Source organism: Kitasatospora sp. NPDC005751 (assembly GCF_040630835.1).
In the GTDB taxonomy this organism is placed as follows: Bacteria; Actinomycetota; Actinomycetes; order Streptomycetales; family Streptomycetaceae; genus Kitasatospora.
Window position 1 is genome coordinate 282,880 of record NZ_JBEXYC010000004.1, and the last position, 21,164, is coordinate 304,043.

Sequence of the window (21,164 nt, forward strand, 5' to 3'; positions counted from 1 at the left end):
AGGTGGATCAGCGGCGGATGCCGGTGGCGAACGGCAGGGTGTTGACGAACGCCCGGTGGTGCTCGCGGTCGCACCACTCCAGCTTGAGGTAGCTCTTGCCGGCCGAGGCACGGATGGTCCGCTTGTCGCGGGCCAGCGCCTCCGGGTTGCGCGAGGAGACGGTGATGTAGCCGACCAGGTTCACCCCGGCCGCGCCGGAGGCCAGGTCGTCACCGCGCTGGTCGACCCGGCCGGTGTGGGCCAGGTCGCGCGGGTCGACCGTCCGGTTCATCTTCGCGGCGCGGCTCGCCTCCGCCTCGTCGTTGGTCTTCTCGGTGAGCATCCGCTCGATCGCGACGTCGGTGGGCTCCAGGTCCATCGTCACCGCGACCGTCCGGATCACGTCCGGCGTGTGCACCAGCAGCGGCGCCAGGAAGTTGACGCCCACCGGGGTCAGCGGCCACTCCTTGATCCACGCGGTGGCGTGGCACCAGGGCGCGCGGGTCGCCGACTCGCGGGTCTTCGCCTCCAGGTACTGCGGGTTCGTCGCGTCCAGCTCGGCCGGCCAGGCGTTGCGCCGGGACATCGCCTGGATGTGGTCGATCGGGTGGTCCGGGTCGTACATCGAGTGCAGCAGCGAGGAGAGCCGCGCCTGCCCGAGCGGCTGGCGCACCCGGATGTCGGCCTCCGCCAGCCGCGCGCAGATGTCCGTCAGCTCACGGGCCATCACCGCGGCCAGGCCCTCGTCGTCCCGGGCCCGCCGCCCGGTCGCCGTCCGGCCCATCGCGTGCGCCTCGGCGGCCAGGTCACGGGTGTAGTGCATGCAGGCCACCAGGTACGCCCGGTGCTGCTCGGAGGAGGTCGACACCATCGACTGCAGCTGGTCGTACGAGTCCTTCAGCCAGCCCGGCGCGTCGTGGTCGCCGCGCCGCTCCACGTCCTTGGCGTGCGCGTCCGGGTCCGCCGGCAGCGTACGGGCCAGGATCTGCAGCCGCGTCACGAAGCCGTCGCCGTTGGCGACGTGCTTCAGCAGCGTGCCGAACCGGTCGACCAGGGCCTCCTGGTCCTCCGAGTCGCGCAGGCCGACGCCCGGGCCCTCGATCTCGATCGCGGCCGTCACCGTCCGCCGCTCCAGGTGCATCAGCACCCCGACCTCGTCCGGCCCGAACGGCGCGGCCAGCCAGCGCAGCCGCCCCACCCCGGGCGGCGGGCCGACCTCGACCTCCCGCCCGTCCATCCGGGTCCCGGCGTCCATCACGTCCGACTTCCACACCGCCCGGCCGCTGCGGACCGTCCGGCGGTAGGTGCGGTTGATCTCCACCCACTTGTAGAACGTCCGGCGCCGGTACGGCACGTAGACCGCCGCGATCGCCAGCAGGGGCAGACCGACCAGACCCGCGATGCGCAGCGGCAGGATCGGCATCAGCAGACCCCAGAGCATGCCGAGGAACGCCCCGAAGATGATCAGGACGATCTCGCCGGACTCCCGGTTGCGGCCGATCGGCGCGTTCGGGCGGGCCTTGCCGATCAGGTAGGTGCGGCGCTGGTGCACGTACGGCTGGGCGTACTGGGCGCCGTACTGGCCGAGTGGTTCGCTGCTCACTTACCCGTCACCCTCCCTTCGCTGGATTGCTGTCGCGGGTCGAGGCCGAGGCCGGCGAGGCCTGCGGCGGCGGCGCGGGGGACCGCGTGGCGTGGGCGGCGATGCCCGGCGCGACCGAGCCGCCGCCCACCCCCGGGCTGCCGCCGCCCCCCTGCGCGCCGCGGTCGCCGTGCGTGCTGATGCCCTGCTTCACCAGGTTCGCCGTGCCGTTGATCATCGCCGATCCGGCCGACACCGCGCTGGCCCGGGCATGGCGCATGCTCATGATCTCGTCGCCGAAGCCCGGCACGAAACGGTAGACGGAGGCGCTCGCGAAGATCGAGAGGAAGAGGATCGCCAGGCCGGACAGCACCCGGGCGAAGTCGTCGTTGGCCCCGGCGCCGGTGGCCACCGCGCCGGCCAGCCCGAGGATGATCACGATGATCGGCTTCGCCAGGTCCACCGCCAGCATCACCCCGGCCCAACGGCGCACGTGCTTCCACAGCTGCTTGTCGACCAGCCCCGCGTACACCGCCGTCCCCAGCAGCGCGCCCACGTACAGCATCGCCGCGCGGATCAGCAGCTCGACCCAGAGCACCGCCGCCGCCAGCACGGCCACCAGCGACACGATGATCAGGATCAGCGGGCCGCCGCCCATGTCACCCTTCTCCAGGGTGTCCGCGAACCCACCCAGGTACGTCCCGGTGTCGGACTTCGTCCCCACCGCGATCGCCGTGGTCAGCCCGTCCGTCGCGCTCACCACGGTGTACAGGATCAGCGGCGTGAACGCGGAGGCCACCACGGTCAGCCACAGGAAGCCGATCGCCTCCGAGATCGCCGTCGTCAGGGGCGCGCCGCGCACCGCCCGCTTCGTCACCGCCAGCAGCCAGAGCACCAGCGTGATGATCGTCGAGGCGGCGAACACCACCGCGTACTGCTGCAGGAACGACGCGTTGGTGAAGTCCACCTGCGTCGTCCCGTCGATGGCCCCCGACAGCTTCCGCACCACCCAGGACGCCGCCTGCGCACACCCCTTCGCGAGCGCCCCGAGCGGATCGGTGACACTCCCGACGGTCCCTGAGCCGGGGATGACCACCGCCCCGTTCGGAGCACAGCCCGCATCGCTGCCGGGAATCGGCAGGTCGACCTTCTGACAGGTGGCGCTGGGGGACGGCGTCGCCGTCGGCGACGGCTCCGCGAAGGCCCGCTGCGCCGTCAGCAGCGCGGCCACCTGCACGGCGGCCAGCGCCCCCGCGAACGCGCCGGCCCGGCGGGCACCGGGGCGCACGGCGGAGGGGGGGACAGGACGTGCGGCACGGCGCCGCGGGGTGGACTCAACGGGCATAGCGGAAACCCCCGAACTGCTGGACGGCGCCGGTGATCTCCTCGGCGGTGGCGGCCTGCTGGTCGCCCGGCATCGGGGCTGGGCCCGGCCGGCTTGCGTAGTCGGCGAGCTTCCAGTCACTGCCCGCCCAGCGCAGGGTCAGGGTGAGGGTGAACCAGTTCTCCATGACCGGCTGGACGGAGCGCTCGCCGGCGAGCCCGGTGAGGCCCGTGCACCAGACCTCGACCTTGGCCTCGCCGTCGCTGTAACCCACCTGCTTGGCACCCACCGGGACGGTGCGGCTGACGAAGGTGAGCCCCTTCGGCGCGCGGCCCTGGGCGTCGAGGCCGTAGCGGGCTGCGGTGTCCCCGCCGAACCCCTGGTCCAGGCGGGTCTGGAGGGCCGCGACGGCGGACGGGTCGGCGATGGTGGCCACGATGGTGTGGCGGCTGTCGGTGCGGAACATGTCGGCCGAGCCGATGGCGACCGCGTAGTTGGTGGCGGCCGACTGCGCGCCCTGGTCGGTGTGCGGGAAGCCGCCGGCGATCCCGTTGGTCGTGGTGCCGACGGGCTGTTCCCCGCTGGGTGCCGGCCCGGCGCCGGAGGCGGCCGTGGGGGCGACGCCGTCGGCCGAGCGGGCGGGCCCGGAGCCGGGGTCGGCCTTGCCGCGGTTGGCGATGGAGATCGCCACCACCAGCAGGGTCACGACCACCAGGACGGCCAGCAGGGTCCGCAGCGGTCGGGGCTGACGGGCGGTCGGCTGGGACGAGGGCTGTTCGCCGACCGGCAGCCGCGTACGGGTGTGCGGCTGGTCGTCGGACAACGGCACGGCGGCCCTCCTGGTGCTGGGAGCCGGGGAGGCTCCGGGGGCCCCTCCGCCCGTGGGCGGGCGCGGAGGGAGGGGTGGTGGGGTGGACTCCCGACGGGGCTCCGACGGGGGCTCCGACGGAACCGGCGGCCGGGCGGGCGGACAGCCGTGCCGCCCACGCGCGCCCGAACTGTCCGATCGTCAGATGGCCATGCCGTACACAATGGTGAACAGAGTGCCAAGTGATCCAATGATGAACACGCCGGTCAGCCCGGCGATGATCAGTCCCTTGCCCTGTTCGGCACCGAAGCTGTCCCGCATCGCGGTCGCACCGATCCGCTGCTTGGCCGCGCCCCAGACGGCCAGGCCGAGGCAGGCCAGGATCGCCACGGCCATGACGACCTCGACCATCACCCGGGCCTCCGACCCGAGACTCGCGAACGGGCCCCAGTCCGGGGCGATCCCGCCGATGATGGTGTCGATATTCGGCTTCTTAGGAGGGTCTTCGGCCAGGTGGCCGATCGCGAGTCTGTCCACGCTGCTCAGGTTCATTTCCATCTCACCGCCCGATCAGGCAAATTCAAGGGCCCAGACCCCGTCCGCGCGAAGGGTCGGTACCTATTCTTGGCCAGATCTGATGTCGACTTGGCTGCTTCTCGCGGATTGGTCGTGCGGCACCGGACACGTACGCGAGGATGTCCACCGTACGAAGGATAGCGCTCACTCTTTGTATCTCTGATGATTGCGGTGAGCAACGCCTTCCGGGACACTTCGACTGACGATTCGTCGGGATGGTGCTGATGGTACTCCGGAAGGCCGGTACGGCCGCCGCCGCTGCGGGAGTTGTAGCGGTCGGCTTCATCGGGCTGGTCACGGTTGCGACGTATGCGGCCAGTGGTGCGCCGCAGCAGTCGGCCAATCGCGCCACGCTCTCCCCGGGCACCGTTCCGGCGGCCTACCAGGGGCCGATCCAGCAGTGGGGCTCGCTCTGCCCGGAGATCTCCCCGCCGATGCTCGCGGCGCAGCTGTACCAGGAAAGCGGCTTTGACCCGGGCGCCCGATCGCCGGTCGGCGCGCAGGGAATGGCGCAGTTCATGCCGGCCACTTGGGGAACATACGGCACGGACGGCAACAATGACGGCAAGAAGGATGTCTGGGACCCGCTGGACGCGATCGCCTCGGCCGCCACGTTCGACTGCGCACTCGCCGACGACGTGGCCAAGGTCCCGGGCGACCGCCAGGCCAACCTGCTGGCCGCCTACAACGCCGGTCCGTACGCGGTCACGAAGTACGGCGGGATCCCGCCGTACAAGGAGACCCAGGGCTATGTGAAGAACATCCAGGCCATGGCCCGGAGCTTCACCGCGCCGACCGCGCCGGTGGCCGTCTCCCAGCAGTCGGCCGGGGCGATCTACTTCGCCCAGACCAAGCTCGGCACCCCGTACCTGTGGGGCGGCGAGGGCCTGCCCTCGCAGAACGGGCGGTTCGACTGCTCCGGGCTGACCCAGGCGGCGTACGCCAGCGTGGGCATCACGCTCCCTCGGGTCGCCAACGACCAGTGGTACGCCGGGCAGCACCCCTCGCGCGACCAGCTCCGCCCGGGGGACCTGGTGTTCTGGGCGACCGACCTGGGCGACCCGCGCACCATCCACCACGTCGGCATCTACGTCGGCGGCGGTTACATGATCAACGCCCCGCACACCGGCGCGGTGATCCGCTACGACAAGATCGACAGCAAGGAGTACATCGGCGCCACCCGGGTCACCTCGGACGGCGCCGAGGCGCTGCCGGTCCGCAACACCGACGGCAGCATCACCGGCCCCAGCCGCCCGGGCACCCCGGACTCCCCGGCCCCGTCGACCCCCGCCGCCCCGGCCAACCAGGCCGCCCCCGCGCCGCCGTCCGCCCTCGGCGCGCCCGGCTCCGCGGCGTCCCGCCGGACGGTCGCGGCCGGCCCCTCCCCGACAGGTGCAGGTCAAAACGCTGCAAAGAGCTGAACCCTCCGGGCCGCCGGGTGTGAGTGCGCTGTGGACGCTGAGTCAAGTTTCCATAACCGCGCGTTTCCGTGGAACGCTGTGCACCGGTTATGACGTTGTGTTCGTTGGCTCCACGTCAGCTCCCTGAACAGGGCGGGGACGGCGGGCCACGGCCGGATCGAACAGGTGCTGCGGAACCAGAAGGAGGTGCGGCGTGTCGACGCCGCTTGCCGACACGACCAACCCCGACCTCGGACTGCTCTACGCCGTCAACGGCTTGGCCAAGCGCTCCCCGCAGTGGTTGGACCACTCGGTCTCCTGGATCGGCGAGTACGGCATCCTCATCGGCCTGGCCCTGCTGGGGCTGGTCGGCTGGCTCCAGGCGCGACGCCGCCCGGACGCCCCGGTGGCCGTCGCCGGCCTGCTCTGGGCGCCGCTCGCGGTCGCCCTCGCCGAGCTGGCGAACCTGCCGATCGCCGCCATCGTCAACCGCCCGCGGCCGTTCGTCGACCACGCCGGGCTGGACGTGCTGGTGGAGGGCAAGGAAGGCACCCACTCCTTCGTGAGCGACCACTCGACGATGTCGATGGGCATCGCGGTCGCCCTGTTCCTGGTGAACCGGCGGCTGGGCTGGATCGCCGGCGGCCTCGCGCTGCTGCAGGGCTTCTGCCGGATGTACATGGGCGTCCACTACCCCACCGACGTGATCGGCGGCTTCGCGCTCGCCACCGCGGTGGTCCTGCTGCTGGCGCCGATCGCGATGGCCGTGCTGGTCCCGCTCTGCCACGCGCTGAGCCGCACCGCCGTCGCCCCGCTGATCCGGGCACCGCAGTCCGGCAACCGCCCGCGCGGCGGCCGACGGGGGCGGGCCGGCGGCGCCGTGACGTCCGGCGAGCAGCCGCCGGAGTCCGACCTCGCGGCCTAGCGGGCAGGGCCGGACGAGGCCGCCGGGGCCGCGTCCGGCCGGCGCCGGACCGTCGCCCTGCCGGCGCTAGACCGCCGTCAGGCCGGTGCCGGTCCCGGCCAGGTGGTCGGCGGCCTCGCGTCTGGTCAGGTCCCGGGAACGGCGGGCCGGTGAGAACCAGCCGCACGCGCAGGTCGCGAAGCAGAAGGAACCGCGCTCGCTGATCTCGACGCGGTGCTCGGGCATCCGGGCGGCGCCGGGCTCGGCCGGCAGCTCACTGTGCACGTGCTTCACCGTAACGCGCCCGGGACCCGGCGCGCGACGCCCGCCGTGCGCCGGGTGCCGCGTAACCCTTCGATGCCCAACTCGTTTGCCCGGAAAGAGCTCTGCCCACCCGGTGGTGGTGGCCGGCGGGGCAGTCGGGGCCCGAGGGGGTTGTCGCGAGGATGAAGATGACCGACCAGCAGCGCAGCGGCCGGCGGCACGGTCGCCCACTGCCCCACCTGCGCTCGGCGGCCGGCGCCGCCGTGCTCGCCGCCGCGCTCGCCGGGCTGGCCGGCTGCTCGGGCGCCACCGCCGACTCCGGCGGCTCGGCCGACCGGAAGGCGGGCGCCGACCGGCTCTCCGCCGACCCGGTGACGGCCGTCCGCAGCGCCGCCGACATCACCGGCCGGACGGGCTCCGCGCACACCGCGACCGAACTGGTCACCGAGTCGGCCGAGAAGAAGGCCGTCTTCACCGGCACCGGCGGCTACGACTACGTGAAGCGGATCGGGCGGCTGGAGGTCGCGGTGCCACCCGGCGCGGCGACCACCGGGAAGATCGTCGAGGTGGTCCTGCCGGGCACCGTCTACCTGCAGAACAGCGGCGCCAAGGTGCCCGAGGGCAAGTGGGTCAAGCTCGACGTGCGCCAGCTGCCGGACGGCAACCTGGTCAGCAGCGGCGCCACCGAACCGGCCTCCGCCGCGGGTGCGCTGCGCGGGGCGCAGAAGGCGGACCTGGTCGGCACCGAGACCGTCGACGGGGTCCCGCTGAAGCACTACCGGGGCACCCTGGACCTCGCCAAGGCCGCGGACGCGACCGGCGGCCGGGGCGGGGACGGCCTGCGGATGGGCTCCCAGACCTTCACGGTCAAGGACGTACCGTACGACGCCTGGCTGGACGAGCAGGGGCGGCTGCACAAGGTGGTCGAGATCTTCACCTTCGCCGGCGTGGCCGGGTCCAAGGAGGCGAAGGACCAGGTGAAGGTGACGTCGACCACCACGCTGTCGGACTTCGGCAAACCGGTGGAGGCGGCCGAGCCGCCCGCCGCCGACATCTACGCGATGAAGCCCACGGAAAGCCCGAAGTAGCCGGCGGCGGGGACGCCGCCGGATCGGGTGGGCCACCCCGGGCAGCGCGGCCCACCCGTTTCGGCGGCGCCGAGATGGCCCGTCCGTGCCATGTGGACGGGCTGCGAAGTGCCTAGGCTGGACATCGGGTGGCTGCCGCCCGGGCTGGCGAGGCGCTGAAGGGGTGGTGCAGGTGGTGTCGTCCACGGGCGGCCGCAGCGGCGGCCACGAGGACGCGGCCCTCGACGAGATCGACCTGGCCGGCGAGCTGATGATCGCCGCCACGGCCAGCGACGGCGACCGGCTCCCGCCGGAGCGGATCGACGAGGTGCTGCTGCTGGACCGGCCCGACGGCGCCGCGGCCGCCGACCGGCCGTCGGAGGCGGGGCACCGGACGCCCCAGGAGCGGGCGCCCGGACGCGCCGGCCGACGCTCCGGAGCCGGGCCCGCGGTGGGCCCCGGAACCGGCCGCCAGGGCAGCTAGCCGCCCGGCCCCGGCCGAGGGGCTAGCTGCGCAGCAGTCGGCCGATCGCGGCGGTGGCCTCCGCCACCTTGGCGTCCAGCTCGGCGCCGCCCTCCTCGGCGGCCGCGGCGACGCAGTGCCGCAGGTGCTCCTCCAGCAGGGACAGCGCGAAGGACTGCAGGGCCTTGGTACCGGCCGACACCTGGGTCAGCACGTCGATGCAGTAGACGTCCTCGTCGACCATCCGCTGGAGGCCGCGGATCTGGCCCTCGATCCGGCGCAGGCGCTTGAGGTGGGCGTCCTTCTGGGCGCTGTACCCGTGCGGACCGTGTCCGCCGTGCCCACCGTGCTGTGCGGGCGCCTCCGGAGCGGCCGGCCCGGCGGCGGCGTCGTGCGGCTCGCCCCCCGGCGCCTGGTCCGGGTCGGTGCGCGCTTCCGTCGTGGTCATCGGCCCGCCTTCGTCTGGATGCCTGGGTGGCTGCGTCGGCCTCCAGTGTCCAACACCGGGGCCGGTCGTGGTGTTCCTCCGGCGCGGTCCACGGCCCGGAGCGGCCCGGGGCGGCCCCGGACGGGCTCCGGACGGGCTCCGGGCGGGGTCCGGCCGGGCTCCGGGGCCGGGCCGGAGGGTGGTTCCCCCGTCCGGGCCACACCCCGCTGTTCCGCGCGCACGACAGGGGCAAACCGCGCGAGGTTCCGTCAGACTGGGGGCTCACGTCCGCACATGGGTGTGCGGGCCGGGTGCACCACTACGGCGACCAAACGGAAGCGGAGGATCCGCCTCCCCTCGCACCACCCCGTTTGCGCAATTGCGCTTGGTTGCACCTAGCATCGTTCAGTCCCTACCCCGCACATCGGAGATTTCCGTGCGTTTTAGCCTGACCCCGAAGGAGACGAGTTTCTACGACATGTTCGCCGCCGCCGCGGAGAACCTCGTCGTGGGATCGAAGCTCCTGCTGGAACTGCTGGGATCAGACGTGTCGGCCCGCGCGGAGATCGTCGAGCGCATGCGCGCCGCCGAGCACGCCGGGGACGACACCACCCATGCGGTCTTCCACCAGCTGAACTCGTCGTTCATCACGCCCTTCGACCGCGAGGACATCTACAGCCTCGCCTCGTCGCTGGACGACATCATGGACTTCATGGAGGAGGCCGTCGACCTGGTCGTCCTCTACGACATCCAGACCCTGCCCAAGGGCATCGAACAGCAGATCGAGGTGCTGGCGCGCGCCGCCGAGCTCACCGCCGAGGCGATGCCGAACCTGCGCACCATGTCCAACCTCACCGAGTACTGGATCGAGGTCAACCGGCTGGAGAACCAGGCCGACCAGATCCACCGCAAGCTGCTCGCCCACCTGTTCTCCGGCCAGTACGACGCCATCGAGGTGCTCAAGCTCAAGCAGGTCGTGGACGTCCTTGAGGAGGCGGCGGACGCGTTCGAGCACGTCGCCAACACGGTGGAGACCATCGCCGTCAAGGAGTCCTGACCCCCGTGGACCTGGCTGCACTCATCGCCGTCCTCGGCGTTGCGTTCTTCTTCACCTACACCAACGGCTTCCACGACTCCGCGAACGCCATCGCCACCTCGGTCTCCACCCGGGCCCTCACCCCGCGGGCCGCGCTCGCGATGGCCGCGGTGATGAACCTGGCCGGCGCCTTCCTCGGCAGCGGCGTGGCGCACACCGTCTCCAAGGGCATCATCGCCACCCCGACCGGCAACCAGGGCATGGCGATCCTGTTCGCCGCCCTCGTCGGCGCGATCGCCTGGAACCTGGTCACCTGGTACTTCGGCCTGCCGTCCTCCTCCTCCCACGCGCTGTTCGGCGGCATGGTCGGGGCGGCCCTGGCCGGCGGCACCGAGGTGATCTGGAGCGGCGTCCTCGACAAAATCGTCATCCCGATGATCGTCTCGCCGATCGTCGGCCTGGTCGGCGGCTACCTGGTCATGCTGGCGATCCTGTGGATCTTCCGGCGGGCCAACCCGCACCGCGCCAAGCGCAACTTCCGGGTCGCGCAGACCGCGTCGGCCGCCGCCATGGCCCTCGCGCACGGTCTGCAGGACGCCCAGAAGACCATGGGCATCGTGGTCATGGCGCTCACCATCTCGGGCCACCACGACAGCAGTGACATCCCGGTCTGGGTGAAGATCTCCTGCGCCACGATGCTCTCGCTGGGCACCTACGCGGGCGGCTGGCGGATCATGCGGACCCTCGGCCGCAAGATCATCGAGCTGGACCCGCCGCAGGGCTTCGCCGCCGAGGCCACCGCCTCGACGGTCATGTACATCACCTCGTTCGTCTTCAAGGCGCCGATCTCCACCACCCACGTGATCACCTCGGCGATCATGGGCGTGGGCGCCACCAAGCGGATCCGCGCGGTCCGCTGGGGCGTCGCGAAGAACATCGTGCTCGGCTGGTTCATCACGATGCCGGCCGCCGCGATCGTCGCGGCGCTGATGTACTGGTTCGTCCACCTGTTCTGGGGCTGACGCCCCGGGCCGGGCAGGACGCGCCGGCGGACATGGCAAGGGCCCGCCCCCACGTCTCGGGGGCGGGCCCTTCCTCATACTTCGCGGCGGCACCGCCATGCAGCACCACGAAGCAGCTCTGGCTCCGGGCGGTCTAGCCGAAGCGGCCGGAGATGTAGTCCTCGGTCGCCTGCACGGACGGGTTGGAGAAGATCCGCTGGGTGTCGTCCAGCTCGATCAGCTTGCCCGGCTGGCCGACCCCGGCGAGGTTGAAGAAGGCGGTGCGGTCGCTGACGCGGGCCGCCTGCTGCATGTTGTGCGTCACGATCACGATCGTGAACTGGGACTTCAGCTCGCCGATCAGGTCCTCGATGGCGAGGGTGGAGATCGGGTCGAGCGCCGAGCAGGGCTCGTCCATCAGCAGGACCTGCGGCTCGACCGCGATGGCGCGGGCGATGCAGAGGCGCTGCTGCTGACCGCCGGAGAGGCCGGCACCCGGCTTGTTCAGCCGGTCCTTGACCTCGTTCCACAGGTTGGCGCCCTTGAGGGACTTCTCCACCACGCCGTCCAGGACGGACTTCTTGCGGACGCCCGCGAGCTTCAGCCCGGCGATCACGTTGTCGTAGATCGACATCGTCGGGAACGGGTTCGGCCGCTGGAAGACCATGCCGACCGCCCGGCGAACGGCGACCGGGTCGACGTGCGAGCCGTAGAGGTTCTCGTCGTCCAGGAGCACCTTGCCCTCGACACGGGCGCCGGGGATCACCTCGTGCATCCGGTTGAGGGTCCGCAGGAAGGTGGACTTGCCGCAGCCCGAGGGGCCGATGAAGGCCGTCACCGAGCGGGGCTCGATGCTCATCGAGATGTCCTCGATGGCCTTGGTGGTGCCGTAGAAGGCGGACAGTCCGCTGACGTCGATGCGCTTGGCCATGATCGTTACTTCTCTCGCCCGCGGCCGGGGGCCGCTAATGAATTCTGGGTCGTACGTCAGTCGGGCGCTCAGCGTCCGCCCTTGGGCGAACGCCAGCGTGCGATGCCCCGGGCGATGAGGTTGAGCCCCATCACGAAGGCGATCAGCACCAGCGCCGCGCCCCAGGCACGGGCGTAGCCGTAGTCGTTGTTCACCACCGCGTACTGCTGCCAGATGTACATCGGCAGCGACTGCTGCGGCCCGTTGAACGGGTCACTGTTGATGAAGTCCGCGCCGAAGACCAGCATCATCACCGGGGCGGTCTCGCCCGTGATGCGGGCGACCGCGAGCATCAGACCGGTGGTGATGCCGCCGATCGCGGTGGGGAGGACGATCCGCAGGATGGTCTTCCACTTCGGCACGCCGAGGGCGTACGACGCCTCGCGCAGCTCGTTCGGGACGAGCTTCAGCATCTCCTCGGTGGAACGGACCACGACCGGCATCATCAGGATCGCCAGCGCCAGGGAGCCCGAGAAGCCCGAGTAGGAGAAGCCGAGGGCGATGTTCCACAGGGACAGGATGAACAGACCGGCGACGATCGACGGGACACCCGTCATGACGTCGACGAAGAAGGTGACCGCCTTGGCGAGCCGGCCCCGGCCGTACTCGACCAGGTAGACGGCGGTCAGCAGACCGATCGGGGCGGCCATCGCGGTGGCCAGCAGGACCTGCTCGATGGTGCCGATCAGCGCGTGGTAGATGCCGCCGCCGGGGCCCGAGTAGCGGACGCCCTTCATCGAGTGCGTCAGGAAGTTGCCGTTCACCACCTCCGCGCCCTGCTGGACGGTGTAGATGGTGAGCGCGGCCAGCGGCACCACGGCCAGGATGAAGGCGACCCAGACCACCGAGGTGGCGAAGCGGTCCTTGGCCTGGCGGCGGCCCTCGACCCGGGCGGCGAGCCCGTAGCTGATCCCCAGGAACAGCAGCGCCGAGATGAGGCCCCACTGCAGGTGGCTCTCCAGCCCGCCGACCGCGCCGATCCCGCAGCCGAGCGCGATCGAGCCGGCGGCGACGGCGGCCGGGGTCCACCTGGGCAGGCGGTTGGAGGTCAGCGGGCGGCCGACCGGGCGGGTGTCCGCCGGAACGGACGTGGTCGCGGCGCTCATGCGTTGGCCCCCGAGTACTCCTTGCGGCGGGCGACGATCAGCCGCGCGGCACCGTTCACCACGAGGGTGATCACGAACAGGACGAGGCCGGAGGCCATCAGCGCGTCCCGGCCGAAGGGCTGGGCCTCGGCGAACTTCAGCGCGATGTTCTGCGCGAAGGTGCCACCGCCCGGGTCGAGCAGGTGGAGCGAGAGGACGTTGTTGGAGGAGAGCACCACCGCGACCGCGATGGTCTCGCCGAGCGCACGGCCGAGGCCGAGCATCGAGGCCGAGATGATGCCGGGGCGGCCGAACGGCAGCACCGCGGTGCGGATCATCTCCCAGCGGGTCGCGCCGAGCGCGAGCGCCGCCTCCTCGTGCATCCGAGGCACCTGCCGGAAGACCTCCCGGGTCACCGCGGTGATGATCGGCAGGATCATGATGGCCAGCAGGATGCCCACGGTGAACAGCGTGCGCGGCACGGTGCCGACCCGGGACTGGTCGAAGACGTACGTCCAGCCGAGGTACTCGTCCAGCCAGCTGGTCAGCCCGTAGAGGTGCGGCACCAGGAAGAGCGCGCCCCAGAGGCCGTAGATGATGCTGGGCACGGCGGCCAGCAGGTCCACCAGGTAGGCGAACGGCTGGGCGATCCGGCGCGGCGCGTAGTGCGAGATGAACAGCGCGATCCCGATGGCCACCGGGACGGCGATCGCCATCGCGAGCGCCGCGCTGATGATGGTGCCGAACGCCAGGACGGCGATGCCGAAGACGGGCTTCGCGGCGTCCGGCGTCCACTCGAAGGTGGTGAGGAAGTTGCCCTCGTTCTTGCTCAGCGCGATGCCCGCGCGCCAGGTCAGGAAGCCTGCGATGGCGGCCATGATGACCAGCAGCAGGATGCCCGACCCACGGGCGGCGTTCATGAAGATCTTGTCGCCGAGCCGGCTGTCACGCTTGCGGCGTTCCCTGCCTCGCGGGGCGGCAGGGGAGGATGAAGTCATGTGGTCTACTCCGGTCTGGTGGTGCTGCCCCGAGGGGGCGGCACCCTGGCGGCGGTGCCCCGGACGTGCTCATGGCGAAGTCGTGCTGTCCGGCGGAGCGGCCCCGGCCCCCTCGTCCACGGGGCCGCTCCGCCGGAGGTCGGGCTGGATCAGGCCAGGGTCGGGATGACCGCGTTGACCTTGTCCGTCAGCTCCTTCGGGAGCGCGACGTAGCCGGTGTCGCCGACCGCCTTCTGACCGGCGTCGCTGGCGGCGTAGGTCAGGAACGCCTTCAGCGCGTCGAGGGTCTCGGCCTTGTTGCCCTTGTCGCAGACGATCTCGTAGGTGACCAGGACGATCGGGTAGGAACCCTCCTCCTTGGTGCCGTAGTCGAGGGTCAGCGCCAGGTCGCTGCCGGTGCCCGCGATCTTCGCCTTGGCGAAGGTGGTGGCGGCGTTGGCGGCGGTGGCCTCGACCGGCTTGGAGGCGCCGGTGGCGATCGCGGCGCTCTTCAGGTTGTTGCTCTGCGCGTAGGACAGCTCGGCGTAGCTGATCGAGTTCTTGACCTGCTTCACCTGGGCCGCGACACCGGCGGAGCCGTTCGCGCCCTGGCCGCCCTTGCCGGCCCAGGCCTTGGCGGCCGGGTAGCTCCAGGCGCCGTTGGAGACCTTGGCGAAGTACTTGGTCAGGTTCTCGTTGGTGCCCGAGTCGTCCGTGCGGTGGACAGCCTGGATGTCGGCGTCCGGCAGCTTGGCGCCCGGGTTCAGCGCGGCGATCGCCGGGTCGTTCCACTTGGTGATCTGCGAGTCGAAGATCTTGGCGGTGGTCGCGCCGTCCAGGACCAGGTTGTCGACGCCGTCCACGTTGTAGACGATCGAGATCAGACCCGCGACGAGCGGCAGGTTGATGCCCTGGCCACCGGTGCAGACCTTCTTGCTGTCCTCGACCTCGGCCGGCTTCAGGGGCGAGTCGGAACCGGCGAACTGGATCTTGCCCTGGTTGAACTGCTGGACACCCGCGCCCGAGCCGCCGCCGCCGTAGTTGATGCTGGAGCCGGAGCACGCGGCGCCGAAGTTGTTCTTCCAGACGTCGATCGCGTTGCCCTGCGCGGTGGAACCCGCGGAGATCAGGGCGGCGGGCTTGCTGCCACAGGCGATCGCGGGAGCCGAGGCGGAGCCGCTGCCGCCGGACGCGTTGGTGTTGTTCTCGTCCGAACCGCAGGCGGCGAGCGACAGCGAGCTGACGAGCGCCATGGCACCGATGGCGAGGGCCTTGGAGCGGCCGTTCCGCTGGAGCTTCACAGGGGTGTCCCTTTCTGTGGCATTGCCCGGCACGCGGACCGTACGAGGACGGCGGGGCGCGGGTTTTGCTGTGGTCCGGGGCCCGTGCGGCCCTCCGGTAACCCCGAAGTTAAGCCGGGTAAGTGACACGTCAGCCGGTCGGAAGTGAACGGGGAGTGAACCTCGGACGGATGACAGGAAACTACGTCAGGTAGTAACGGTTGCGTCACGAGCAGGGCGCGGGAAGATCACTGCCGGCGTTCCGTCACCGGTCCGGCCAGGAGGGCGGGCCCGGCTACGAGGACCGGACCGGCCGCGCGCCGAGCATCCCGAGCAGCGCGTCCACCAGCACCCGGTCGCGCTCGTGCGTCAGCCTGGCCCTGGCCTTCCCCGCCGGCAGCCACTCCAGCCGGTCCACCTCCCGGTTCGGCCGGAACTCCCCGGCCGCCGGCACCGCCGCCCAGTACCGGACCTCCTTCGGCCGCCCCTGCGCCAGGTAGTGCTGCGTCGGCAGCTCGTCCCCCAGCACGCAGGAGAACCCGGTCTCCTCGCGCACCTCGCGCAGCGCCGCCTCGACCACACCCTCCCCCGGGTCGAGCTTGCCCTTCGGCAGGCTCCAGTCGTCGTACTTGGGGCGGTGGATCAGCGCGATCCGCGGCCGCCCGAGCCGGCCGCTCTTCTTCGGGCGCCCCGGCAGCCAGAGCACCGCTCCGGCGGCCAGCACCACCGGCCCCCGCCCGGGCCGCGGGCTGCTGATGGTCGAGCCGTGGGCCCGCTCGGTGCTCAGGCGGTCGTGCACGTCATGCCGTCCGGGGTGCGGGGGTGTACCCCCAGCCCTCGGCAGGGGGGATCTCCAGCCAGCCGTCCAGGCCCGGCGGGAGTTCGGGCCACCGGCGGCCGAAGGCGTACCGCGCCGCCTCCACCTCCAGTCGTTGATCAGCATGCACCACGCCGAGCACGTAGGCGGTCGCGGGTGTGATCCTCGGCGTCCGCGCCGCCGTGGCCGCGGTGACCGCCGCGTCGGCCGCCTCCTGGTGCCGGCGCAGCACCTCGTCCAGCGCGTCCAGCTCGGCGGCCGGAAGGCCGCACACCTCCAGCGCGTAGCGGGCCCGCTTCACCAGGATCCGCACCCGGTGCCACGGCGCGTCGTCCGCCGCCAGCGCCGCGTCGGCGTCCATCGCGCCCCGGGCCGCCGGCACCGCGCCGAGCCGGCGCAGACCGTCCCCGCCGTACGGGGTGGCCGCCCGCCGCAGCGGCAGCTGCTGGGCGCTCGCCGTCAGCGCGCCGAACGCCGTCGCCGCCTGCGGCAGCAGCACCGCGCCGGCCCGGCCGTCCGCCGTCTCCAGCAGCGGCGCCTCGGCGACCAGCAGCGTCATCCGGTCCGCCAGCGCGTGCAGCCGCGCCGAACGGAGCTCCTGCAGCACGGTCGAGTGCGCCCTGGTCCGGGCCAGCGTCAGCTGGCGGTCGAGCAGCGCCCGCGCCTTCGGCGCCCCGGCGTGGCCGGCCAGCATGCCGGGACCGTCCGCCTCGCTGCCGGTCAGCGCGTCCAGCGCGCCCAGCAGCCGGGCCGACCGGCGGACGTACCCCGGCTCCAGCGCCAGCAGGTTCAGCAGCCAGCGCAGCTCGGTGCGCGACTCCTGCGCCCAGGCCTGGTCGAAGGACCCGCCGAAGGTGTGCAGCAGCCCGCCGATCCGCCGTACCGCCCGCAGCAGTCCGGCCGTACCGGTGGACGGGACGACGGCCGCCCCCGGTCTGGCGCCGACCTCGCCCACGGCCATCGGCAGCGCCCGCAGGAACGCCCCGGCCTGGGCCGTGAGATGGCTGGAGAGGATGTCCCCGGCGGTCGCGGTGGAGGCCGTCTGGGCCGTCATCGGCGCATCGGTCATGACTAGGTAGATCCCCGTTCCCCCGGAGCCGTCCCCCGGGGCTGGTGGCCGACCGCCGCAGCGATCCCGACGCTGGGCGGCCCGTGTCGGCGGCTCGCCCCGGTGGGTCGCTCCATGGGTCGTGGCGGCGGCTCGCGGTCAGCGGGCGGTGGCGGCGCGGCGGCGCTGACGCGAGTCGATGAGCAGGTCCTGGACGTGTCGCAGCGGCTTACCCTCGGCGTCCTGGGCGTGACGGGTCCAGGCGCCGTCCGGCCCGAGGTGCCAGGACTCGGTCTCGTCCGACACTCCCAGGTCGATCAGCCCGGACAGCTCGGCCCGGTGCGCCGGGTCGGTGATCCGCATCAGCGCCTCGATCCGGCGGTCCAGGTTGCGGTGCATCATGTCGGCGCTGCCGATCCACACCTCCGGGTCCCCGTTGTTGCCGAAGACGAAGATCCGCGAGTGCTCCAGGAACCGCCCGAGGACGCTGCGCACCCGGATGTTCTCGCTCAGCCCCGGCACACCCGGGCGGATCGCGCAGATCCCGCGCACCCAGACGTCCACCGGTACCCCGGCCTGGGAGGCCCGGTAGAGCGCGTCGATCACGGCCTCGTCGACGATCGAGTTGACCTTGATCTTCACGAACGCCGGACGGCCGGCCCGGTGATGGGCGATCTCGTTGTGGATCCGGGAGATCAGACCGTCCCGCAGGCCGCGCGGCGCGGTCAGCAGCCGCCGGTAGGACTCGCGGCGCGAGTAGCCGGAGAGCCGGTTGAAGAGGTCCGAAAGGTCCGCGCCGACCTGCGGGTCCGAGGTCAGCAGCCCGATGTCCTCGTACAGCCGGGCCGTCTTCGGGTGGTAGTTGCCGGTGCCGACGTGCGAGTAGCGGCGCAGGGTGTCGCCCTCCTGGCGGACCACCAGGGACAGCTTGCAGTGCGTCTTCAGCCCGACCAGGCCGTAGACCACGTGGCAGCCGGACTCCTCCAGCTTGCGGGCCCACTTGATGTTGGCCTGCTCGTCGAAGCGCGCCTTGATCTCGACCAGCACCAGCACCTGCTTGCCGGACTCGGCGGCGTCGATCAGCGCGTCCACGATCGGCGAGTCACCGGAGGTCCGGTACAGCGTCTGCTTGATCGCCAGCACGTCCGGGTCGCCCGCGGCCTGCTCCAGGAAGGCCTGCACCGAGGTCGAGAAGCTGTCGTACGGGTGGTGCAGCAGGACCTCCCGCTCGCGCATCGCGGCGAAGATGTCCGGCTGCGAGGCCGACTCGACGTCGGTCAGACCGCGCGCCGTACCCGCGACGAACTTCGGGTACTTCAGCTCGGGGCGGTCCAGGTCGGCGATGCCGAACAGACCGGTGAGGTCGAGCGGACCGGGCAGCGGGAAGACCTCCGCCTCGGTGATGTTCAGCTCCCGCACCAGCAGGTCCAGGATGTAGGGGTCGATCGACTCCTCGACCTCCAGCCGCACCGGCGGGCCGAAGCGCCGCCGCATGAGCTCCTTCTCCAGGGCCTTGAGGATGTTCTCGGTGTCGTCCTCCTCGACCTCCAGGTCCTCGTTCCTGGTGACCCGGAAGGCGTGGTGCGCGAGCACCTCCATCCCCGGGAAGAGCTCCTCCAGATGGGCGCCCATGACGTCCTCCAGCGGCACGTAGCGCTGGGGGGAGGCCTCCAGGAAGCGGGCCAGGGACTGCGGCACCTTCACCCGGGCGAAGTGCTTGTGCCCGGAGACCGGGTTGCGCACCACCACGGCGAGGTTGAGGGAGAGTCCCGATATGTAGGGGAACGGGTGGGCCGGGTCCACCGCCAGCGGGGTGAGCACCGGGAAGATCTTCTGCCGGAACAGGGTGTGCAGGCGGGCCTGCTCCTTCTCGGCCAGCTCGGGCCAGCGGACCAGCTCGATGCCCTCGCTCGCGAGGTCCGGCAGGACCTCCTGCTGGCAGGCGGCGGCGTGCCGCGCCATCAGCTCGCGCGAACGGGTCCAGATGAGGTCCAGCACCTCGCGCGGCTGGAGGCCGGAGGCACTTCGCTGGGCCACTCCGGTGGCGATCCGGCGCTTCAGGCCGGCCACCCGGACCATGAAGAACTCGTCCAGGTTGCTCGCGAAGATCGCGAGGAACTTGGCCCGCTCCAGCAGCGGGATCTGCGGATCCTCCGCCAGTTCCAGCACCCGCTCGTTGAACGCGAGCCAGCTGCGCTCGCGGTCCAGGAAACGGCCCTGGGGCAGTTCGTCGAACAACTCGTCGTCCGCGGCCGGAAGCTCCGGCGGTATCCCCAGCGCACTGGACATCCGGGCCGGAGGGGACAGCGGGGCAGAGACAGGGCGGGGGATGCTCATGGGCTCCAGCTCCTCCAGCAGGACGGCGTCCGGACGGGAAAGGCTCTGCGGGCCGTCGTCCTCGCCCAGCGCCAACGCCCACCCGCCCGGCGCGGTCAACACGGGACCGGCCGGCAGGCGTCGCCGACGCTGCACGAGCGAGACACTACGGACTTCATCCTGTGATCTTCGCGGCAGCAATTGAATCCACGGTAAACACCGCATGGCCAGGAGGAAAGCTGAATCGGTCGGAGCCGGGGCTTGGCGGCCCACCCGTTGCTTCGGCCCCGACTGTCCGCTATGCCGTCCCGGCGCCGCGCCGGACCGTGGTTCCGTGCCTGCCGACGGGTACCCGCGCGCGATCAACCCTACTGCGATCGGGTGGCGGCCCGGTCGCGGTACGACACCGGCGCGCGGGGTCGCTCGGCCGGTCTCATTCGGCCGCTGCGGGCCCGCGGTACTGGACGCGGTACATCAGGTCGACCTCGTGGACGGTGAACCCCAGTCGTTCGTAGACGCGCACGGCGGCCGGGTTGTCCGCATCCACGTAGAGCAGGACCGTCTCCAGCCCTCGCTCGCCCGGTCCGCCGCCGGTCAGGTGACGCAGGCCGGCCGCGGTCAGCGCCCGGCCGAGGCCGCTGCCCTGCTCCGCCGGGTCCACGCCGACCACGTACACCTCGCCGAGGGCCGGCTCGGTGGCGGCCGCCGGGTGCACCTTGGTCCAGTGGAAGCCGACCGCCCGGCCGCCGCGGGTCGCGAGGAAGAAGCCCGCCGGATCGAACCACGGCTCGGCGAGCCGGTCCGCGAGGTCCTGCTCGGTCCAGGAGCCCTGCTCCGGGTGGTGCGCGAAGGCCAGCGCGTTCAGACGCAGCCACTCGGCGTCGTCCTCGCCGGGGCGGAAGGTCCGCAGCTCGATGCCGTCCGGGAGGGCGACCGCCTCGGTCTGCGGACCGGTGCGGCGCATCTGCCGCAGCTCGCGGACCAGCTCGGCGCCGTACTTCCCGGCCAGGTGGCGGGCCGCCGGGTGCCCGCCGTGCACCCAGACGTCGACGTGTTCGCGGCCGGCCCGATGTGCCTCGGTCAGTACCGCGTCCAGCAGCGGGCGGCCGAAGCCGCGGCCCCTGGCGGCCGGCGCCACCACGAGCTCGGCCGACGGGTTGGCCCCGGCCGGGTCGCCCTGGGGGAGTTCCAGCTGCGCGTAGCCGACGACGTCGCCCGCCGGCTGTGCCGGATCTGCTGCCCGCTGGACGAAGTGGACGACTCCCGGGCGGGCCGTGTCCGAGGAGCGGAGCCGCAGACGCCCCTGCTCGGAGACCGCGGCGCGGCCGTCCACCGCCTGGGCCTCCGTCAGCACGCGCAGCGCACCGTCGCGCGCCTCCGGCCGGAGCACCTCGCGAGCGACGACCGCCCCCTCGCCGGTCGCCGGCGTACCCTCGTAGACCCGTTCCTGCTGCGCGTCCTGATCGTCCATGCTCTGACGATACGTCAAGGGAAACGCAAAGAACCCCCCGATCCTTACGGACCGGGGGGTTCTTTGGAATGATTGTTCGGCGGCGTCCTACTCTCCCACAGGGTCCCCCCTGCAGTACCATCGGCGCTGTGAGGCTTAGCTTCCGGGTTCGGAATGTAACCGGGCGTTTCCCTCACGCTATGACCACCGAAACACTATGAAACTGTCAACCGCACCCACGACAGGCCATGTCATGGGGGTCGTTGTTTCAGAACAACACAGTGGACGCGAGCAACTGAGGACAAGCCCTCGGCCTATTAGTACCGGTCAACTCCACCCCTTACGAGGCTTCCATATCCGGCCTATCAACCCAGTCGTCTACTGGGAGCC

At 71.7% G+C, this 21,164-nt stretch carries 20 protein-coding genes and 2 rRNA genes; 6 read left to right on the top strand and 16 right to left on the bottom strand.

Translation table 11 applies throughout. The features are described from left to right. Positions 1-7: 7 nt before the first annotated feature. The 4 genes from ABZ497_RS07315 to ABZ497_RS07330 form a co-directional block, all read right to left on the bottom strand. Positions 8-1,582 carry an SCO6880 family protein gene (locus ABZ497_RS07315; protein ID WP_329489093.1) on the bottom strand — a complete coding sequence of 525 codons (1,575 nt, stop codon included), beginning with the start codon at positions 1,580-1,582 and terminating at the stop codon, positions 8-10. Between the two features lie 7 nt (positions 1,583-1,589). Then, positions 1,590-2,849, bottom strand: coding sequence for a hypothetical protein (locus ABZ497_RS07320; protein ID WP_359803850.1), 1,260 nt, complete (start codon positions 2,847-2,849; stop codon positions 1,590-1,592). Between the two features lie 46 nt (positions 2,850-2,895). Further along, positions 2,896-3,714 (bottom strand): hypothetical protein, encoded by an 819-nt coding sequence (locus ABZ497_RS07325; protein WP_359803851.1) that lies wholly within the window; start codon positions 3,712-3,714, stop codon positions 2,896-2,898. A gap of 180 nt (positions 3,715-3,894) precedes the next feature. Continuing rightward, a complete protein-coding gene (locus ABZ497_RS07330; protein ID WP_329489090.1) occupies positions 3,895-4,245 on the bottom strand; it encodes a hypothetical protein in 351 nt (116 codons plus the stop codon). 248 nt (positions 4,246-4,493) lie between these two features. Here ABZ497_RS07330 and ABZ497_RS07335 point away from each other — a divergent pair, with 248 nt between their 5' ends. Further along, on the top strand, positions 4,494-5,690 hold the full coding sequence (locus ABZ497_RS07335; protein WP_359803870.1) for a bifunctional lytic transglycosylase/C40 family peptidase: 1,197 nt from the start codon (positions 4,494-4,496) through the stop codon (positions 5,688-5,690). A gap of 193 nt (positions 5,691-5,883) precedes the next feature. After that, positions 5,884-6,594 (top strand): phosphatase PAP2 family protein, encoded by a 711-nt coding sequence (locus ABZ497_RS07340; RefSeq protein ID WP_359803852.1) that lies wholly within the window; start codon positions 5,884-5,886, stop codon positions 6,592-6,594. 66 nt (positions 6,595-6,660) lie between these two features. Here ABZ497_RS07340 and ABZ497_RS07345 read toward each other — a convergent pair whose 3' ends face one another. Beyond that, positions 6,661-6,858, bottom strand: a complete 198-nt coding sequence (locus ABZ497_RS07345; RefSeq protein WP_359803853.1) for a hypothetical protein — start codon at positions 6,856-6,858, stop codon at positions 6,661-6,663. 167 nt (positions 6,859-7,025) lie between these two features. Here ABZ497_RS07345 and ABZ497_RS07350 point away from each other — a divergent pair, with 167 nt between their 5' ends. Together ABZ497_RS07350 and ABZ497_RS07355 are read left to right on the top strand one after the other, a co-directional pair. Further along, the gene (locus tag ABZ497_RS07350; RefSeq protein WP_359803854.1) at positions 7,026-7,925 is read left to right on the top strand and encodes a hypothetical protein; all 900 of its coding nucleotides are present in this window, start codon (positions 7,026-7,028) and stop codon (positions 7,923-7,925) included. 172 nt (positions 7,926-8,097) lie between these two features. Beyond that, complete coding sequence (locus ABZ497_RS07355) at positions 8,098-8,388, top strand: hypothetical protein (RefSeq protein WP_359803872.1); 291 nt, start codon at positions 8,098-8,100, stop codon at positions 8,386-8,388. A 22-nt stretch (positions 8,389-8,410) separates the two neighbouring features. Here the strand turns inward: ABZ497_RS07355 and ABZ497_RS07360 are convergent, their stop codons facing one another. Beyond that, positions 8,411-8,815, bottom strand: coding sequence for a metal-sensitive transcriptional regulator (locus ABZ497_RS07360; protein ID WP_359803855.1), 405 nt, complete (start codon positions 8,813-8,815; stop codon positions 8,411-8,413). 415 nt (positions 8,816-9,230) lie between these two features. On the opposite strand from ABZ497_RS07360, the gene ABZ497_RS07365 reads away from it, so the two are divergent. Both ABZ497_RS07365 and ABZ497_RS07370 read left to right on the top strand, forming a co-directional pair. After that, positions 9,231-9,851 carry a DUF47 family protein gene (locus ABZ497_RS07365; protein WP_329489086.1) on the top strand — a complete coding sequence of 207 codons (621 nt, stop codon included), beginning with the start codon at positions 9,231-9,233 and terminating at the stop codon, positions 9,849-9,851. A gap of 5 nt (positions 9,852-9,856) precedes the next feature. Next, the gene (locus ABZ497_RS07370) at positions 9,857-10,852 is read left to right on the top strand and encodes an inorganic phosphate transporter (RefSeq protein WP_352293704.1); all 996 of its coding nucleotides are present in this window, start codon (positions 9,857-9,859) and stop codon (positions 10,850-10,852) included. Between the two features lie 133 nt (positions 10,853-10,985). On the opposite strand, the gene pstB is transcribed toward ABZ497_RS07370, so the two are convergent. The 10 genes from pstB to ABZ497_RS07420 form a co-directional block, all read right to left on the bottom strand. Further along, positions 10,986-11,762, bottom strand: coding sequence for a phosphate ABC transporter ATP-binding protein PstB (gene pstB, locus ABZ497_RS07375; protein WP_329489084.1), 777 nt, complete (start codon positions 11,760-11,762; stop codon positions 10,986-10,988). Positions 11,763-11,830: 68 nt separating this feature from the next. After that, the gene (gene pstA / locus ABZ497_RS07380; RefSeq protein WP_329489083.1) at positions 11,831-12,907 is read right to left on the bottom strand and encodes a phosphate ABC transporter permease PstA; all 1,077 of its coding nucleotides are present in this window, start codon (positions 12,905-12,907) and stop codon (positions 11,831-11,833) included. Then, positions 12,904-13,884 carry a phosphate ABC transporter permease subunit PstC gene (gene pstC, locus ABZ497_RS07385; protein ID WP_329489082.1) on the bottom strand — a complete coding sequence of 327 codons (981 nt, stop codon included), beginning with the start codon at positions 13,882-13,884 and terminating at the stop codon, positions 12,904-12,906. Before pstC ends, pstA begins: the two co-directional genes overlap by 4 nt. A 149-nt stretch (positions 13,885-14,033) precedes the next feature. Next, positions 14,034-15,164, bottom strand: coding sequence for a phosphate ABC transporter substrate-binding protein PstS (gene pstS / locus ABZ497_RS07390; protein WP_359803856.1), 1,131 nt, complete (start codon positions 15,162-15,164; stop codon positions 14,034-14,036). Positions 15,165-15,438: 274 nt separating this feature from the next. Beyond that, entirely contained in the window at positions 15,439-15,849 is a 411-nt protein-coding gene (locus ABZ497_RS07395; protein WP_329492197.1) for an NUDIX hydrolase, read from the bottom strand. A gap of 94 nt (positions 15,850-15,943) precedes the next feature. After that, positions 15,944-17,029 (bottom strand): CHAD domain-containing protein, encoded by a 1,086-nt coding sequence (locus tag ABZ497_RS07400; protein WP_359803857.1) that lies wholly within the window; start codon positions 17,027-17,029, stop codon positions 15,944-15,946. A 138-nt stretch (positions 17,030-17,167) separates the two neighbouring features. Beyond that, the gene (locus tag ABZ497_RS07405) at positions 17,168-19,345 is read right to left on the bottom strand and encodes an RNA degradosome polyphosphate kinase (protein ID WP_359803871.1); all 2,178 of its coding nucleotides are present in this window, start codon (positions 19,343-19,345) and stop codon (positions 17,168-17,170) included. Positions 19,346-19,757: 412 nt separating this feature from the next. Further along, complete coding sequence (mshD, locus tag ABZ497_RS07410; RefSeq protein ID WP_359803858.1) at positions 19,758-20,795, bottom strand: mycothiol synthase; 1,038 nt, start codon at positions 20,793-20,795, stop codon at positions 19,758-19,760. A 74-nt stretch (positions 20,796-20,869) separates the two neighbouring features. Continuing rightward, positions 20,870-20,986 (bottom strand): 5S ribosomal RNA (rrf, locus tag ABZ497_RS07415). An 85-nt stretch (positions 20,987-21,071) separates the two neighbouring features. Beyond that, a 23S ribosomal RNA gene (locus tag ABZ497_RS07420) occupies positions 21,072-21,164 on the bottom strand; the annotation flags it as partial.

Bases quoted from the DNA above. Each gene is read 5' to 3' on its own strand.
- ABZ497_RS07330 (WP_329489090.1), bottom strand. From the start codon at position 4,245: ATGAACCTGAGCAGCGTGGACAGACTCGCGATCGGCCACCTGGCCGAA.
- ABZ497_RS07335 (WP_359803870.1), top strand. From the start codon at position 4,494: ATGGTACTCCGGAAGGCCGGTACGGCCGCCGCCGCTGCGGGAGTTGTA.
- ABZ497_RS07350 (WP_359803854.1), top strand. From the start codon at position 7,026: ATGACCGACCAGCAGCGCAGCGGCCGGCGGCACGGTCGCCCACTGCCC.
- ABZ497_RS07360 (WP_359803855.1), bottom strand. From the start codon at position 8,815: ATGACCACGACGGAAGCGCGCACCGACCCGGACCAGGCGCCGGGGGGC.
- pstB (WP_329489084.1), bottom strand. From the start codon at position 11,762: ATGGCCAAGCGCATCGACGTCAGCGGACTGTCCGCCTTCTACGGCACC.
- pstA (WP_329489083.1), bottom strand. From the start codon at position 12,907: ATGAGCGCCGCGACCACGTCCGTTCCGGCGGACACCCGCCCGGTCGGC.
- pstC (WP_329489082.1), bottom strand. From the start codon at position 13,884: ATGACTTCATCCTCCCCTGCCGCCCCGCGAGGCAGGGAACGCCGCAAG.
- ABZ497_RS07400 (WP_359803857.1), bottom strand. From the start codon at position 17,029: ATGACCGATGCGCCGATGACGGCCCAGACGGCCTCCACCGCGACCGCC.
- ABZ497_RS07405 (WP_359803871.1), bottom strand. From the start codon at position 19,345: ATGAGCATCCCCCGCCCTGTCTCTGCCCCGCTGTCCCCTCCGGCCCGG.
- mshD (WP_359803858.1), bottom strand. From the start codon at position 20,795: ATGGACGATCAGGACGCGCAGCAGGAACGGGTCTACGAGGGTACGCCG.